The 15,303-nt window shown below is 61.6% G+C and carries 17 protein-coding genes; 8 read left to right on the plus strand and 9 right to left on the minus strand.

Going from position 1 to position 15,303, the window contains the following annotated elements:
* Positions 1-37: 37 nt before the first annotated feature.
* Genes NH234_RS12065 through NH234_RS12080 form a run of 4 tightly spaced genes read right to left on the minus strand, consistent with a single transcriptional unit; the run spans position 38 to position 3,603 of the window.
* The gene (locus NH234_RS12065; RefSeq protein WP_367256662.1) at positions 38-790 is read right to left on the minus strand and encodes an N-formylglutamate amidohydrolase; all 753 of its coding nucleotides are present in this window, start codon (positions 788-790) and stop codon (positions 38-40) included.
* Positions 774-2,105, minus strand: coding sequence for a glutamine synthetase (locus NH234_RS12070; RefSeq protein ID WP_367256664.1), 1,332 nt, complete (start codon positions 2,103-2,105; stop codon positions 774-776). Before NH234_RS12070 ends, NH234_RS12065 begins: the two co-directional genes overlap by 17 nt.
* Entirely contained in the window at positions 2,102-2,746 is a 645-nt protein-coding gene (locus NH234_RS12075; protein WP_085733171.1) for an isochorismatase family cysteine hydrolase, read from the minus strand. The genes NH234_RS12070 and NH234_RS12075 overlap by 4 nt, the downstream gene beginning before the upstream one ends.
* 2 nt (positions 2,747-2,748) lie before the next feature.
* Positions 2,749-3,603 carry a MurR/RpiR family transcriptional regulator gene (locus NH234_RS12080; RefSeq protein WP_085733170.1) on the minus strand — a complete coding sequence of 285 codons (855 nt, stop codon included), beginning with the start codon at positions 3,601-3,603 and terminating at the stop codon, positions 2,749-2,751.
* A gap of 318 nt (positions 3,604-3,921) precedes the next feature.
* Here NH234_RS12080 and NH234_RS12085 point away from each other — a divergent pair, with 318 nt between their 5' ends.
* Positions 3,922-4,494 carry a histidine phosphatase family protein gene (locus NH234_RS12085; RefSeq protein ID WP_085733169.1) on the plus strand — a complete coding sequence of 191 codons (573 nt, stop codon included), beginning with the start codon at positions 3,922-3,924 and terminating at the stop codon, positions 4,492-4,494.
* On the plus strand, positions 4,491-5,246 hold the full coding sequence (gene cobF, locus NH234_RS12090; RefSeq protein WP_085733168.1) for a precorrin-6A synthase (deacetylating): 756 nt from the start codon (positions 4,491-4,493) through the stop codon (positions 5,244-5,246). The genes NH234_RS12085 and cobF overlap by 4 nt, the downstream gene beginning before the upstream one ends.
* Here the strand turns inward: cobF and ftrA are convergent.
* Positions 5,215-6,204 carry a transcriptional regulator FtrA gene (gene ftrA / locus NH234_RS12095; RefSeq protein WP_367256667.1) on the minus strand — a complete coding sequence of 330 codons (990 nt, stop codon included), beginning with the start codon at positions 6,202-6,204 and terminating at the stop codon, positions 5,215-5,217. The genes cobF and ftrA overlap by 32 nt on opposite strands.
* Positions 6,205-6,306: 102 nt before the next feature.
* Here ftrA and NH234_RS12100 point away from each other — a divergent pair, with 102 nt between their 5' ends.
* The 4 genes from NH234_RS12100 to NH234_RS12115 all read left to right on the plus strand — a co-directional run bounded on the left by NH234_RS12100 (position 6,307) and on the right by NH234_RS12115 (position 9,799).
* Positions 6,307-6,741 (plus strand): rhodanese-like domain-containing protein, encoded by a 435-nt coding sequence (locus NH234_RS12100; protein ID WP_085733166.1) that lies wholly within the window; start codon positions 6,307-6,309, stop codon positions 6,739-6,741.
* Between the two features lie 254 nt (positions 6,742-6,995).
* A complete protein-coding gene (locus NH234_RS12105; protein ID WP_011333505.1) occupies positions 6,996-7,775 on the plus strand; it encodes an ABC transporter substrate-binding protein in 780 nt (259 codons plus the stop codon).
* Between the two features lie 127 nt (positions 7,776-7,902).
* Positions 7,903-9,015, plus strand: coding sequence for a M14 family metallopeptidase (locus NH234_RS12110; RefSeq protein WP_085733165.1), 1,113 nt, complete (start codon positions 7,903-7,905; stop codon positions 9,013-9,015).
* 67 nt (positions 9,016-9,082) lie between these two features.
* Complete coding sequence (locus NH234_RS12115) at positions 9,083-9,799, plus strand: alpha/beta hydrolase (RefSeq protein WP_367256670.1); 717 nt, start codon at positions 9,083-9,085, stop codon at positions 9,797-9,799.
* Between the two features lie 3 nt (positions 9,800-9,802).
* Here the strand turns inward: NH234_RS12115 and NH234_RS12120 are convergent, their stop codons facing one another.
* Both NH234_RS12120 and NH234_RS12125 read right to left on the minus strand, forming a co-directional pair.
* Positions 9,803-10,369: a hypothetical protein gene (locus tag NH234_RS12120; protein ID WP_367256672.1), complete on the minus strand. Its 567-nt coding sequence runs from the start codon at positions 10,367-10,369 to the stop codon at positions 9,803-9,805.
* An 86-nt stretch (positions 10,370-10,455) separates the two neighbouring features.
* Entirely contained in the window at positions 10,456-11,229 is a 774-nt protein-coding gene (locus NH234_RS12125) for a hypothetical protein (RefSeq protein ID WP_085733162.1), read from the minus strand.
* Between the two features lie 147 nt (positions 11,230-11,376).
* Here NH234_RS12125 and NH234_RS12130 point away from each other — a divergent pair, with 147 nt between their 5' ends.
* Complete coding sequence (locus NH234_RS12130; protein WP_367256674.1) at positions 11,377-11,916, plus strand: chalcone isomerase family protein; 540 nt, start codon at positions 11,377-11,379, stop codon at positions 11,914-11,916.
* A gap of 76 nt (positions 11,917-11,992) precedes the next feature.
* Positions 11,993-13,312, plus strand: coding sequence for an Nramp family divalent metal transporter (locus NH234_RS12135; RefSeq protein WP_367256676.1), 1,320 nt, complete (start codon positions 11,993-11,995; stop codon positions 13,310-13,312).
* 111 nt (positions 13,313-13,423) lie between these two features.
* On the opposite strand, the gene NH234_RS12140 is transcribed toward NH234_RS12135, so the two are convergent.
* Together NH234_RS12140 and NH234_RS12145 are read right to left on the minus strand one after the other, a co-directional pair.
* Positions 13,424-14,605, minus strand: a complete 1,182-nt coding sequence (locus tag NH234_RS12140) for an acetyl-CoA C-acetyltransferase (RefSeq protein ID WP_367256677.1) — start codon at positions 14,603-14,605, stop codon at positions 13,424-13,426.
* An 11-nt stretch (positions 14,606-14,616) separates the two neighbouring features.
* Positions 14,617-15,282: a CoA transferase subunit B gene (locus NH234_RS12145; RefSeq protein ID WP_011333516.1), complete on the minus strand. Its 666-nt coding sequence runs from the start codon at positions 15,280-15,282 to the stop codon at positions 14,617-14,619.
* Positions 15,283-15,303 lie beyond the last annotated feature (21 nt).

Here is a 15,303-nt window from a genome sequence, read left to right on the forward strand (position 1 = left end):
CCGTCGTTTCCAGCGTCAGCAGTGGTTACAACAATCTTTACAACAGGGGGGCCAGATAATTCGCCCAACGGGTCACCGCTTCCGGGCTGCGCAGCAGGTCGTTACGCACCTCAATCAATACCGACTCAAGACCACGGGCATCGCCGTGCACTGGCACGGTCATGTCCCCCAGCGGGTCGATCTTGTACGGCTGGTTGCCGGCGACTTTCAGCGGATGCTCGCCGAGACCGTCGAGCAGGCGTTGGGCGTATGCCTTGGCCTGACCGAACAGCACGCCGACTTCCAGCTCACGTGGCTGGCCGTAGTACACCGGGGTAAAACTGTGAATCCCCACCACCCGCACCAGCCGGCCTTCGGCCAAGCGCTCGTCGATCAGTTGTTGCAGCCGTGTGTGAAACGGCTTGAACAGGCACTGGCGACGGTACTCACGGGTGGCTTCGTCGAGCTCGCGATTGCCAGGCACCTGGTAGATCTCGCTCTGCGCCGGAATGCTGTCCGGGGCGTGGCGCGGCCGGTTGAGGTCGATCAACAGTCGCGAATAATTGGCGCTCAGCAGCGTGGCGCCGATCTTCTCCGACAGTTGTTCGGCCAATTCCAGCGCACCGATGTCCCAGGCAATGTGTTCGCGCGCAGCCGTGTCATCCAGGCCCAGATTGTTGAGGGCGTCGGGGATGTAGCGGCTGGCGTGCTCGCACACCAGAATCAGCGGGTGCGTCGAATCTTCGCGGGTCAGTTTGTAGACCGGTCGGGTGTACAACCCAAGCTCGGCGGATTCAGTACAGGCGTGCATAGTGCTCACACAGGTCAGCGGGCGAGAGCTGTTCCGTCAGCGCCAGTTCCTCGGTTTTAAGGGCGAAATACGTGTCGAGCAACGGTGCCGGCAGCGCTGCCATCAGCGCTTCGCTGCGACGCAGGCATTCCAGTGCCTGAGCCAAAGAGGCGGGCAGGGCAACGATGCCCCGCGCCTTGCGTTGTTCGTCGTTGAGTGAATCCGGGATTTCATCGGTGATCGCGTTCAGCGCCAGACGCTGTTCGATGCCCAGGCGTCCGGCGATCAGCAGCGCGGCCATCGCCAGATGCGGCGAGGCGGTGGCATCCATGGCGCGGAACTCCAGGTTGTACTGCTTCGCCACGGATTTGCTGCCCAGGCTCACGGTCGGGCAGATGCGCAGCGCCGCTTCGCGGTTCTGTTGCCCGAGGCACGCGTAAGACGCGCTCCAGTGATGCGGCTGCAAACGCTCGTACGACACCGGGGTCGGCGCGGTGAAAGCACACAGCGCCGGCAAGTAATGCAGGACACCCGCCGCCCAGTGCTGGCCGAGAGTCGACAAACCATTGCTGGTGCCGGCGTCGTACAGCATCGGCTGGCCGGCCAGATCCAGCAGGCTGACATGCAGGTGAACGCCGTTGCACACCGCGTCGGCGGCGGTCTTCGGCGCAAAGCTCAAATCCAGGCCCATCTGCCGGGCGATTTCGCGGGTGATCTCGCGCACGTTCACCGCGCGATCCGCCGCCGCCACGCCGAGGGTCGGGCGGCAGGTGATTTCGTATTGATGCTTGCCGTATTCGGGCAGGAACATTTCCGGCTCGACGCCACCGGCGCGCAATGCGCTGAGCAGCCAGCCACCGAACTCCGCGCCCTGGCGCTGGGCCTCAAGGGAGAAGGCCAGATGTTCGGCAAACCCTGCGTGCAAGTTGAATTCGTGTTCGAACGCGGCGTTGACCTGCAAGCCGAGCTGGTCGCGATACCGCTCGATTTCATCGCTCAGCAATGTGCGCGGACAGGCGCCCCACGGGCGGCCGTCGGTTTCGCGGATGTCGCCGTGGATGAAGTCCAGCGCCGGGGCAGCGGCGTCCGGCCCGTTGCCGACCGTGACGCGGCTGGCGAGGTCGGGAATCAGCCGCAGATCGCCATAGGCGCCCCACGGGTTGGTCGAGGCAATGATGTCCTGTGGCGTCAAAGCGCTGTTGGCCGGCACCCAGCCGCAACCGCCGGCCTGATAGTGTTCCAGCTCATCGCTGGGAAACGAGCGGCCACGTGTGATGCCGATCAGGTCGGTGGTGACGATGGTGGTCATCGGCAACGGCGACAGTCGTTCGCTCATGGCTGCATCTCCCGCAGACGATCGAGCACGGTGTCGGTATCGGTGATCCAGCAGTAGCCCTTGATTGCGTTAAGGCAGGCGTCGTGACGTGCTTCGGTGTAGGTCGCGCAGGCGTCTGCCACCAGAGTGACCAGATAGCCACGGTCGGCGGCGTCGCGCACGGCCATGTCCACGCATTGGTCGGTGACGATGCCGGCGATGATCAGGTGTCGGGTTTCGAGGTTGCGCAGCACGTAGTCGATGTTGGTCGAGTTGAAGACCCCGGAAGACGTCTTCGGCAGCACGATTTCGTTTTCCGCCGGGGTCAGATCGGCGATGACCTGTGCCTGCGGGCTGCCCTTGGGCAGGTGCATGTCCGACAGTTTGTGATCCAGCGAGCGGTCGCGGCCGTCGGCGGTCAGGCTTTCGATCAGGGTGTGCAGCACGTTTTGCCGTGCGTCGCGGAAGGCGTTGAGCAGGCGTACCTGATTGGGAACCACTTGCGAGCGTGTGCGATTGAGGAAGTAGGCGGCGTCCGGGCCTTCGAGGTGCGGGTCGAACTGCGGTTCGAGCCAGGCACGCTGCATGTCCACCAGCAACAGCGCGGTGTGGTCGGTGACAAACGGCAGGTCCCGCGGCGAGCGGTGGGGAAGGCTGAACATCCTTATTTATCCTCCAGCAAATGGGTGTCGAAGTCGTTGCGCAGGGCATCGATGCCTTCCAGGCGATCGGCCAGGTCCGTGCTGCGCAGGGTCAGGCAAGCGATCAGCGCTTCAACCTGAGCCAGCGCCGGGACCATGGTGTCGAACGGCGAGGCCGACTCCACCGGAGCGCTGATGATCATGTCGGCCAGCTCGCGCAGTGGCGAGGCATAGATGTCGGTGAACAGTACGACGCGAGCGTTGTTGTTCTTGGCCGCAGTGGCCACGCGCAGGGCCTGGGTCTGGTAGCGGCGATAGTCGAACACCAGCACCACGTCCTGGCGTTGCAGGTCGAACAGACGATCCGGCAATTGCGCGTTGTCCTCCAGCGCAAAGCAACCGGGGCGCAGCAGACGCAAATGATTGAGCAAGTAAGTGGCCATCAGGCTGCTGAAACGCCCGCCGAAGCAGTAGACCTGATGGCGAGTGTCGAGCAGCCACTGCGCCAGTATCCGCACGTCTTCGGGTTGGGTCAGGGCCTGGGTTTCCGCCAGCAAATTGTGGCTGTGGGCCAGATAGTGGCTCCAGGCATCGTCCTGATTCAGGTTCGAACGCGGTTGCAACAGCGTGCGCGGCGAGCGCAAGCGATGATCCATGTCGCTGAGGAGGGCGTCCTGGAATTCGGCGTAACCGCCAAAACCGAGTTTTTTTACCAGACGCACGATGGTCGGATCGCTGACGCCGGCGTGCTCGGCCAGGCGCGCCATCGGGCCGAGCCCGTTGCGCGGGTACTGATCGAGCAAGGCCCGGACGACTTTGCGCTCTGATGGCGTAAGGTCCAGGCCGGGATCAGTAATCAGGTCTCTGAGAGGGGGCATCCGGGCTCCTGCTGGATGGGTGTGTTGAATTCGCTTCACAATCCTTTAAAACAGTATTTATGTAACTGGCGTTACATGTCTAGTGAATTTTCCTGGCAATTATTTCAGCCCCAAAATGGGGCGAGATGCCCGTGTAACAAGGGCTACACGTCTATCGATTGATCTTGTAGTCCATTGCCCATTGTTGCGTCAGATATTGCCGCTTTGTTTTGACAGGGCGATTGAAGGGCTTCCCCGGAACCGCCCGGTTTACGGCACAATTGCCGTCCTGTCGGCATGTTGCCGAGTGTTTTTTACCTTCTGACTGAGTGACTCATTGTGCAAGCCACCCGTTTGACCTTGATGTGTCACGCCAGAACCGTCGCACAAAAATTGGCGCGTTTTCCTACGAACGAAGCTGTTGAAGAAAGCGCTGTAGCGTCTGACTCGCTGGCCGCTCGGTTCGGGTTCCCACGGCATTTGATCTGCGGCCCGGAATTGCGCACGCGCCAGACCGCCGAATGGTTCGGTCACGATGCCCAGGTGGATGAAGCACTGCGCGATTGCGACTGGGGCCGTTGGCAGGGGCAGTCGATCAAAGACCTGCAGCGAGATGAACCGGAAGCCCTGCAAGCCTGGCTCGAAGATCCCGGCGCCGCGCCGCACGGCGGGGAATCGGTGGTGCAACTCGGCGAGCGAGTGGCAGCTTGGCTGGCGAACCTGCAAACCACGCCGGGTCATGTCGTGGCCGTCACGCATCCGTTCATCATTCGTGCGGCGCTGATGCAGGTCATGCAGGGCCAGGCCTTCCACAGCATCGATATCGAGCCGTTGGCGGTGGTCGAGTTGAGTTTCTTCGGACGCTGGCGGCTACGCGTGTCCGGCATCGATACTGGAGGAGACCGTTCATGAAACGCTTGCTGGTCATCGGCATTGGTGCCGGCAACCCCGACTACATAACGATGCAGGCGGTGAAGGCGCTGAATCAGGTGGACGTGTTCTTCCTGATGGACAAGGGCCAGAGCAAGGACAAGTTGATCGACCTGCGTCGCGAAATCTGCGAACGCTACATCACCGATCGTACCTACCGTTTCGCCGAAGCCCACAGCCCGGAGCGCGAGCGCGGCGATGTGGACTACAACGCCAGCGTCGATGATCTGAACCGCGCCAAGCAGCAAACCTTCGAACGCCTGATCAATGACGAATTGGCTGACGGACAGTGCGGCGGTTTTCTGGTGTGGGGCGATCCGGCGTTGTACGACAGTACGATTCGCATCCTTCAGGCAATCCTGGCCTCAGGACGATGCGCGTTCGAATTCGACGTGATTCCCGGCATCACCAGCGTTCAGGCCCTGGCGGCGCAGCACAAGGTGCCGTTGAACACCATCGGCCACTCGATTGAAATCACCACCGGCCGACGCCTGGCGGCGGGGCAGGTGAGTGATACCGACAGCCTGGTAGTGATGCTCGACGCGGAAGATTCCTACCATCAGGTGGCGGATCAGGAGACAGAGATTTACTGGGGTGCCTACCTCGGCACGCCGGATGAAATCCTCATCAGCGGCAAGCTCAGTGATGTTGCCGATGAGATCGAACGGGTGCGCAAGGCGGCGCGGGCCGAGCATGGCTGGATCATGGACACTTATCTGTTGCGCAAGCCTTGATCTCACGACCAAAGCGCTCGCGATACACCGATGGCGGCACGCCGACCACGCTGCGAAACGCTACGCGAAAGCTTTCCACCGAACGATAACCGCAGCGCTGGGCGATCTGCTCGGTGTTCTGTGGCGTGCTTTCCAGCAATTCCCGGGCCCGGGCCAGACGCTCGTGTTGCAGCCAGGCCTTGGGTGACTGGCCGCTGGCTTCGGTAAATTTGCGCAGGAAGGTGCGTTCGCTCATCGCCGCTTCGCTGGCCAGATTGCGCACTTCAAGTGGCTCATGCAGGCGCTCGCGGGCCCACTGCATCACGCGCGACAAGTCGCTGCGCGGCGTCGGGCTGACCGGTGTGGGAATGAATTGCGCCTGACCGCCGGTGCGCTGCGGCGACATTACCAATCGTCGCGCCACCGAATTGGCCACCTGAGTGCCGAAGTCCCGCGCCACCAGATGCAGGCAGGCGTCGATCCCGGCCGCACTGCCAGCCGAGGTGATCAACTGGCCGGAATCGACGTAAAGCACATCCGGATCGACATCGATGGCCGGGAAGCGCTCGGCCAGCTCCGAGGCGTAGCGCCAGTGGGTGGTGGCGCCATGCCCGTCGAGCAGGCCGCTGGCTGCCAGCACAAAGACGCCCGAGCAGATCGACAGCAACCGGGCGCCGCGTGAATGCGCATCACGCAAGGCTTCGAGCAATGCCTCCGGCACCGGCGCGCTGCGGTCGCGCCAGCCGGGAATGATGATGGTGCGCGCCTCCGCCAACAGCTCCAGACCGCCATCGGCCAGCACCTGAATTCCGCCCATGGCGCGCATCGGGCCTTGATCGACGGCGGCGATGCAGTGCTGGTACCACGGAAAATCGAACTCCGGCCGGGCCAGGCCGAAGATCTCCACGGCGATGCCGAACTCGAACGTACAGAGGCCGTCGTAGGCCAAAATCGCGACCAATCCAGATGAATCAGGCATTTGGCGGAAAATTCCCGGTGAGTGTCTTGTGCGCCACTGTAGCGGCAAGCGGCGGCTCGATAAAGTCTGTTCATCCCTTCACAGACGTAGGAGCAACACAACATGCCCAGCCTGGTTCGCGAAATTCCTGCCGCCCCTTCGGCGATTGCCCTGATGCACTTCAGCAACCGTCTGACCTTCGAAACCGATTGTTCCGACGTTTTCAGTAGCCAACAGGCTGGCGAGATCGATTTTGTGCTGGTCGATGTGCGCGGGCCGCTGGCCTTCGAACGTGGTCATGTGCCGGGGGCAATCAATATTCCGGGGCGTTTGCTGACGGCGGAAGGGCTGGTGGATTACTCGAAAAACACGCTTTTCGTGGTTTATTGCGCTGGTCCCCACTGCAATGGCGCCAACAAGGCGGCGGTGAAACTGGCGGCGCTGGGTTACCCGGTCAAGGAGATGATCGGCGGGGTCACCGGGTGGCTGGATGAAGGCTTCCAGTTGAGTGTTGCCACACCGCGCGTCGCCACCGCGCCGATCGCTTGCGATTGCTGATAGCCAGAGGGTTGCCGCTTCGGCGGCAGCTTTTGTCGGCTTTGTCCTACAACCCTTGCACCGCTCTGGCGCAGACTTTTCCCACGTGATGGTACTCGCCGATTTTCTGTAAGTATTTGTCGCTTAAAAACAATTTGCCCCGTGCGCGCCGCCATAGACTGCCGGCCACTTCGGTTTCTTTGCGCTACACAGCCCAAGGCCGAACCTGACAATCGAAAGCTGCCAATAAAAGCCTCCGCACACGGGAGTTATAAATGAAAAAGCTGGTTATGTTCGGTGCCCTGGCACTGTCGATGTTGTCCCTGACCGCCGTGGCCGAAGACGCCAAACCGATCCGTATCGGTATCGAAGCCGGTTACCCGCCATTCTCGATGAAAACCCCTGACGGCAAACTGGCTGGTTTCGACGTGGACATCGGCGATGCGCTGTGTGAGCAGATGAAAGTCAAATGCACCTGGGTCGAGCAAGAGTTCGACGGCCTGATCCCGGCGCTGAAAGTGAAGAAGATCGACGCGATCCTGTCCTCGATGACCATCACTGACGACCGCAAGAAAAACGTCGATTTCACCATCAAGTACTACCACACCCCGGCGCGCTTCGTAATGAAAGCAGGCTCGGGCGTGAAAGACCCGCTGACAGAGCTCAAAGGCAAGAAAGTCGGCGTGCTGCGTGCCAGTACCCACGACCGCTACGCCACTGAAGTGCTGGTACCGGCCGGGATCGAACTGGTGCGTTACGGCTCGCAGCAGGAAGCCAACCTGGACATGGTCTCCGGTCGTATCGACGCGATGCTGGCCGACTCGGTCAACCTGAGCGACGGCTTCCTGAAAACCGACGCCGGCAAAGGCTTCGAGTTCGTCGGTCCGACCTACGAAGACGCCAAGTACTTCGGCGGTGGCGCCGGTATTGCCGTGCGTAAAGGCGATACCGAGCTGGCGGAGAAATTCAACACCGCCATCAATGAAATCCGCGCCAACGGCAAGTACAAGCAAGTGCAGGACAAGTACTTCGACTTTGACGTGTACGGCCATTAATACGCCGTAGAAAAAAGTGGCCCCGTTGACGCGGTGGCCACTTTTTTTTCGCCCGTGATTTATCCTGTCAGCACATTTTCAATGCAGTCGCTGTCTAGCAGCCACTACAGAATTTCCGGAGTTCCCCATGCAACGCATCGATCATGTTCTGCCCTGGAGCCACCTGGGCAGCGAACGTTCCCTCAGCGTCTTCCGTTACGGCGCCGGCCCGCGCAAGGTCTACATCCAGGCCAGCCTGCACGCCGATGAGCTGCCGGGCATGCGCACTGCGTGGGAACTGAAGAAACGCCTTGCCGAGCTGGAATCCAACGGCCAGTTACAAGGTGTGATCGAACTGGTGCCGGTGGCCAACCCGATCGGCCTCGATCAGCATCTGCAAGGCAGCCACATGGGGCGCTTCGAGCTGGGCAGCGGCAAGAACTTCAACCGCTCCTTCGTCGAACTCAGCGCGCCGGTGGCCGAGCGTATCGGCGAGCAGTTGGGCGGTGATGCCCAGGCCAACATTGCGTTGATCCGCCAGACCATGGGCCAAATCCTCGACGAGCTGCCAGCCCCTGCCTCGCAACTGGAAGCGCTGCACCGTCTGTTGCTGCGCCACGCCTGTGAGGCCGATATCACCCTCGATCTGCATTGCGATTTCGATGCCGCGATTCACATTTATGCGCTGCCGCAACACTGGCCGCAGTGGCAATCCCTGGCCGCGCGCTTGAAGGCTGGAGTGGCGCTGTTGTGTGAAGACTCCGGCGGCAGTTCGTTCGATGAATCGTGCTCCACTCCATGGTTGCGTCTGGCGCGGATGTTCCCGGAGGCGGCTATCCCGCCGGCCAACCTCGCCACCACCCTGGAACTGGGCAGCATGGGCGACACCCGCGTCGATCAGGCTCAGGCCAATTGCGAGGCGATCCTGGGCTTTTTGGCCGAGCAAGGCTTCATCAGCGGCGAATGGCCGAAGGCGCCGGACGAATGCTGCGAAGGTATGCCGTTCGAAGGCACCGAATACCTGTTCGCCCCGCACCATGGCGTGGTGAGTTTCCTGCGCAATGCCGGTGAATGGGTGGAGCGCGGTGATGCGTTGTTCGAAGTGGTCGATCCGTTGCAGGACCGCGTGACCACCGTGCGCGCCGGCACCAGCGGCGTGTTGTTTGCCATCGATCGTGGACGCTACACCCAGCCGGGCACCTGGCAGGCGAAAGTGGCGGGGCGCGAGCCGATTCGGGCGGGCAAGTTGATCAACGACTGACGCCCCCATCTTCTGGATCACAGTGTTAGGCTCTGCCCCGAACCCTGCACTGCGTGAAGGAAGGCTTATGTTGAAGGTGTTTGCTCTGTTGACCCTGCTGGCGTCCAGCGCTGTCCATGCTCAAACCTCGCTGCAAACCGATCTGCCGCTCAACTACCTGGCTCAGGTTCACTCGGATGCCGAACAGCGTCCGCTGGTGGTGTTCCTGCATGGCTATGGCAGTAACGAGGCCGATCTGATCGGTATGAAATTTCAGCTGCCCAAGCAGTACAACTACCTGTCTGTGCAGGCACCGATGGCGTTGGGAGAAGGGCGTTTCCAATGGTTTCGCAAGAAAGGCGAAGGGGCCTACAACGGCGAGACCGATGATCTGAAGGCCAGCAGCCAGAAACTGCGGGCTTTTATCGCCGCAGCGGCGCAGAAATATCACGCGCAACCGGAGAAGGTGTACCTGATCGGTTTCAGCCAGGGCGCGATGATGACTTACGAGGTTGGACTGCGGCACCCGGCGGCAGTGGGTGGCATCGCGGCATTGAGCGGGCGGGTGTTGCCGGTGCTTAAGGGCGAGCTGAAGTCAGAGCAACAGCATCCGCCGCTGGAGATCTTCATCGGCCACGGCACGGCGGATGACCGTGTGCCTTACAGCGGTGGCACCGAGGCCGATACGTTGTTGCAGAAGCTGTCGTACAAACCGCAATTTCATGCCTATCCCGGCGTCGGCCACAGCATCAGCGCGGCCGAACTTCGGGATTTGAACGACTGGTTGCAGCAACTCAACCCGTGAAGATCACTTTTCCTTGAGGATGGTTTTCACCAGTGCCTCGTGACCGCTCTTGTCGCTGGCCCGGGAAATCACCTGGACCAACGCCATGTGCGTACCGGAGCCTGCAATCAGCGTGGTGTTGAGGGTCTGGCCGCCGCCCTGGGTCGCTGTGCTGTCCACTTGACGAAGGCCCAGGCCGTTGCCTTTCTGGGTCAGGCTTTTTTCGCTGAGCTTGTTGAAGTCCGGCAGCGCCTTGCGCTGGGCGTCGATGAAATCTGAGACGGTGCCGTCGAGGAACGCACTGTCGTTGTCCTTGACGTTTTTGCCTTCGGGAATCTGGTTTTCGGCGACGATGACCACAGTCTTGGTGGCGTCGTTGCTGTACATGGTGCCCTTGGCACCGGTCGGCCCGGCTGGCAACGGATCGCCGACAAAGCCCTTGGGCAGGACAAAACTGAACTTGCCGTCGAGCATCGAGACTTTCTCGGTGACAGCCTTTTCTTTGGCTTTGGCTGCCTGAGCATTGATGGCGCCGAAACCGGCCACCGCCGCCAACAACAGGACGACGGCTTTCTTGCTAAGCAATGACATTCGAATCTCCGAGGGATGGTCGCGCTTGGGCGGCGATCATCCCACGGAGCACACCTGGCACTCCAGAGCGGTTTGTCCGGGCGGGGTCAGTTTGCTGATGGCGCAGGCGCCGGTTTGGCCAGCAACTGCCGGGTGACGCCCAGCATCGCCACCGAAACGGCCACCGCCACCACGAAACCGCCGAAACCCAGACCTGGAACGGTCAGCGCCAGCACCAGACAAAACGCCGAAAACGAATACATCCCCGTCGCCGTCGCCCGCAACAACGCAGCGGTAAACGCCGGGCCACGGGTCTGCTGGGAAAACACCGCCATCACGCTGCCGAGCACCGGGAACACCGCGAGCAGACCGCTCCAGCGCTCGCCGACGGTGCTGGCCAGCATGGTCACCACTAGCGTCAATGCGGCCCCGGCGATCATCCGCCACACCAGTTTGTCCGACTTCGGCGCCGGGCCACTCACCACCGGTTGAACCTTGGGAAACAGGTAAGGCGCGGCGAGAAGGGCAGTCGCAGCGGCGGCGACCGAGAAGAGTAAAGACGCCGGAATCAGCGACAGAATCAGCGCCAGCACGGCCCAGACCGATAAAGAAACTACCAATGCCAGCGGCCAGTTCGCCCGCTGCGCCACCTGCGCATAGGTGACGCAAAACGCGATCATCGCAAACATGGCCGATAGCGCCGCGACCGCCGATTGCGCGGCAAACGCGGGCCCTTGCTCGATGGCGAGGAAAAACAGAATCGGCCCGACCACCACTGGCAACCCCGACAGCCACCCGGCGACGCTGGGGCCCCAACGCTTGCCGGCCAGGGAAATCAACAGCAGGAAACCGGGAATCAGCAGCAGTTTGAGGATCAGCACGCAGGTCTCTCCATCGGATCAATGAGGGCCACGTTAGCACTGTCGTTAATGGATTGCTGCAAATGCATGCAATAAATGTATACAAAGTGCCGGGCGTGATCGCCGACTATGCTCTGACTATCAGGGTTTACCGGAGTCGATGCCGCGATGAGCAGAACACCGAAGGTGTTACGTGGATGCTGCGGAATCGGCTTGTGGGCGCTACTGCTGACGCCGACCTGGGCCAGTTGGCAGGACGCAGTGCCCGGCGCGCAGATCATCGGTACCGGGGATTTCAGCGTGTTCGGTTTCGACATTTATAACGCTCGGCTGTGGAGTGCCGCGCGTCCGCTGGCCGATGGTCAGCCCTTCGCCCTGGAATTGATCTACCGGCGCAACGTGTCCCGTGAAGATCTGGTGCAGGCCAGCGTCGATGAGATCAAACGCCTTGCTGGTTCTTCCATCAGCCCGGCACAACTGGCCGTGTGGCAAGCGCAGATGCAGCAATCGTTCGTCGATGTTCAGGCCGGCACGCGGATCACCGGGGTGTATCTCCCGGGGCAGGGGGCGCGGTTCTTTGTCGGTCAGCAGTTGCAGCACGAAATCGATGATCCGCAGTTCGCCCGGGCATTTTTCGACATCTGGCTCGACCCGCGCACGCGCAGCCCCGAATTGCGCCAGCAATTGCTGGGTACTGCCAAACCCTGAACGCAGCACGTCTGCTCTTGGGCACGCCGACTGAAACGTCTAAGCTGCGCCTTTCGACTTGTTTCTGGATGTGTGCGTGAAATTCAGCTTACCCAAAATCGCCACTGCGCCGTTCTGCCCGCCGGAAGTGGCCGGCAGTGTCCTGGTGGACCCGAATGCCTCGTTCTTCAAACGCGTGCTGCGTTTTGCCGGCCCCGGTTTGCTGGTGTCGATCGGCTACATGGACCCGGGCAACTGGGCCACCGCCATCGAGGCCGGTTCACGCTTCGGTTACAGCCTGCTGTTCATGGTGTTGCTGGCGAGTCTGGCGGGCATGGTCGTGCAATGCCTGTGTTCGCGGCTGGGCATCGCCACCGGGCGCGACCTGGCGCAGTTGTCCCGCGAACGCTACAGCACCCCGACGGCGCGGCTGCAATGGGTATTGGCGGAAATCTCGATCATTGCCACCGACCTTGCGGAAGTGCTCGGCTGCGCACTGGCGTTTCACCTGTTGCTGGGTTGTTCGCTGACATTCGGCATCGCCCTGACCGCATTCGATACATTGCTGGTGCTGGCCCTGCAAAACCGCGGTTTCCGCAGGCTGGAAGCGATCATGCTGGTACTGGTGGGCACCATCGGCGTGTGCTTCTTCGTCGAACTGCTGCTGATCAAACCGTACTGGCCGGACGTCGCTCAAGGTTTCAAACCTTCGCTGTCGGCGATCAGTGATGCAGCACCGTTGTACCTGGCCATCGGCATCCTCGGCGCCACGGTGATGCCGCACAACTTGTACTTGCACACTTCGATCGTACAAACGCGGCTGATCGGCCAGGATATGGCGAGCAAGCAGGACGCGGTGAACCTGGCGCGCATCGACACCATCGGCTCATTGGCGCTGGCGTTGCTGGTCAACGCGGCGATCCTGATTCTCGCAGCGGCAGCCTTCCATCAAACCGGGCATTCCGACGTGGTGGACATCCAGGACGCCTATCACTTGCTCGATCCGCTGGTGGGCGGCGCGCTGGCCAGTGTGCTGTTCGGCGTGGCGCTGCTGGCGTCGGGGCAGAGTTCGACCTTCACCGGCACCATCGCCGGGCAGGTGATCATGGAAGGTTATCTGAACCTGCGGATTCCCTGCTGGCAGCGGCGCCTGATCACCCGTGGGCTGGCGCTGATTCCGGCATTCATCGGCGTGTGGCTGATGGGCGACGGCGCGGTGGGCAAGTTGCTGGTGTTGAGTCAGGTGGTGTTGAGCCTGCAGTTGCCGTTTGCGCTGTACCCGCTGATTCGCATGACCAACGACAAACAACTGATGGGGCCGTTTGTGAACCGGTTGCCGACCAAGGCTCTCGCGTGGGGATTGTTTGTGGTGATCAGCGGCGCCAATGCCTGGCTGATTCTGCAACTGGCCGCGTGACCTTTCGGCGCAGGCAAAAAATACCCGGTGCGACGTGAGCCGTACCGGGTTTGTTGCCAACGGGCAGTGGATGTCGTGGATCCGCCACCCGCTGTTGAACCTCTTTTGCGCTTAAGCGCGTTCCAGTGCCAGCGCCACGCCTTGACCGCCGCCGATGCACAGGGTCGCCAGACCCTTTTTCGCATCACGTTTGATCATTTCGTGCAGCAGGGTTACCAGCACACGGCAGCCTGATGCACCGATCGGATGTCCGAGGGCGATGGCGCCGCCGTTGACGTTGACCTTGTCCAGATCCCATTGCAGGTCCTTGGCCACCGCCAGGGATTGCGCGGCGAAGGCTTCGTTGGCTTCGATCAGGTCCAGTTGGCCAATGTTCCAGCCGGCCTTGTCCAGGCAGCGGCGAGTGGCGGACACAGGGCCGATGCCCATGATGGCCGGGTCGACGCCCGCGTTGGCGTAGGCGGCGATTTTCGCCAGCACCGGCAGGCCCAGGGCCTTGGCTTTTTCGGCGCTCATCAGAATGACCGCGGCGGCGCCGTCGTTCAGCGACGAAGCGTTGCCGGCGGTGACGCTGCCGTCCTTCTTGAACGCTGGACGCAGTTTGGCCAGGGATTCAGCGGTAGTGTCGCCGCGTGGCTGTTCGTCAACCTTGAACGCCACCGGATCGCCTTTGCGCTGCGGGATCAGGATTGGGGTGATTTCATCGACAAAACGACCGGCCTCGATGGCCGCGGCGGCTTTCTGTTGCGATGCGGCAGCGAAGGCGTCCTGCTGCTCGCGGCTGATCTCGTATTTCTCGACCAGGTTCTCGGCAGTGATGCCCATGTGGTAATCGTTGAACGCATCCCACAGGCCATCGCTGATCATGGTGTCGACGATTTGCGCGTGACCCATGCGCATGCCGGTGCGCGCGCCGGGCATGACGTAGTTGGCCAGGCTCATGTTTTCCTGACCGCCGGCGATGATCACGTCAGCATCGCCGCAACGGATCGCCTGGGCACCAAGATGCAAGGCCTTGAGGCCCGAGCCACAGACCTTGTTCAAGGTCATGGCGGGAACGGCGTGGGGCAGGCCGGCCTTGATCGCCGACTGGCGTGCCGGGTTCTGGCCGGCGCCGGCGGTCAGCACCTGGCCCATGATCACTTCATCGACCTGAGCACCGTCCAGTCCAGTCTGCTCAAGCAACTGGCGGATGACCGCTGCGCCCAGATCCACGGCGGAGACGGTGGCCAGGGATCCCTGGAAACTGCCGATCGCGGTACGCGTGGCGGCAACAATGACGACGTCTTGCATTTTCGAATTCCTCACTCGGCAGCGAACTGCATTTCCGGTACGTGATCCGGGACGATCAGTTTACCAGCGGTTTTGGCGACGATTTCCTCGACGCTGACGCCAGGTGCGCGTTCCTTGAGGACAAAAGCGCCATTTTCGATTTCCAGGTACGCCAGGTCAGTCAGCACACGCTTGATGCAACCGGCGCCGGTCAGCGGCAGGCTGCACTGGCTCAGCAACTTGGACTCACCGTCCTTGGACGCGTGGGTCATGATCACGATGATGTTGTCGGCGCCGGCCACCAGGTCCATCGCGCCGCCCATGCCCTTGACCAGTTTGCCGGGGATCATCCACGAGGCGATGTTGCCCTGTACGTCGACTTCGAAGGCGCCCAGCACGGTCAGGTCGACGTGACCGCCACGGATCATCGCGAAGGACTCGGCAGAGTTGAAGATCGAAGCGCCGATACGGGCGGTCACGGTCTGTTTGCCGGCGTTGATCATGTCGGCGTCGATGGTGTCTTCAGTCGGGAAAGGGCCCATGCCGAGCAGGCCGTTTTCCGATTGCAGCATGACTTCCATGCCTTCGGGGATGTAGTTGGCGACCAGGGTCGGAATGCCGATGCCGAGGTTCACGTAGTAGCCGTCCTGCATTTCGCGGGCGACGCGTTGAGCCATTTGTTCGCGGGTAAGTGCCATGTTCTTGTTCTCCGTCAGCCT

The sequence above is a fragment of the Pseudomonas sp. stari2 genome (genome assembly GCF_040760005.1).
Lineage (GTDB): Bacteria > Pseudomonadota > Gammaproteobacteria > Pseudomonadales > Pseudomonadaceae > Aquipseudomonas.